The organism is Streptomyces pimonensis (assembly GCF_041380215.1).
Lineage (GTDB): Bacteria > Actinomycetota > Actinomycetes > Streptomycetales > Streptomycetaceae > Streptomyces > Streptomyces pimonensis.
The window spans coordinates 1-636 of sequence record NZ_JAHWZY010000141.1; the positions used below are offsets into that span (position 1 = coordinate 1).

At 74.1% G+C, this 636-nt stretch carries 1 protein-coding gene; it reads right to left on the reverse strand.

Annotated features, from left to right (window positions below; translation table 11 throughout):
* On the reverse strand, positions 1–636 hold a 636-nt coding region (locus KYY02_RS33725; RefSeq protein WP_371244902.1), incomplete at both ends, for a beta-ketoacyl reductase.

Consider the following 636-nt stretch of genomic DNA (forward strand, 5'->3'; position numbering starts at 1 on the left):
GGGGTCGGGTAGTCGAAGACCAGCGTCGCGGGCAGGCGCAGTTCGGTGGCCGCGCCCAGCCGGTTGCGCAGCTCGACGGCGGTGAGCGAGTCGAAGCCCAGTTCCTTGAACGCGCGGTCGGGTGCGACGGCCCCTGCCGAGCTGTGGCCGAGCACCACGGCCACGTGGCCGAGCACGAGGTCCAGCAGTACTCGCTCGCGCTCCGCAGCGGTCATGCCCGCCAGCGACTGGGCCAGCGCCGACCCGACGACGGAGCCGGCTTCGGCGGTCCTGCGTACCGTGCCGCGTACCAAGCCGCGCAGCATGTGCGGCACGGGGTGGGAGCGCGCCTGTCGACGCAACGCGGGCAGGTCGAGGGGGACCGGCGCCAGTACGGCACGTCCGGTGGAGCCCGCCGCGTCGAACAGCGCCAGCCCCTCGGCCGTACGCAGGGGTATCAGGCCGCCCCGGCTCATCCGCCGCAGGTCGGAGTCGTCGAGCGCACCGGTCATGCCACTGGCCTCGGCCCACAGGCCCCACGCCAGTGACGTGGCGGGCAGACCGGTGGCCCGGCGATGCTCGGCAAGGGCGTCCAGGAAGGTGTTCGCCGCCGCGTAGTTCGCCTGTCCGGGAGCACCGAGGACGCCGGCCACCGAG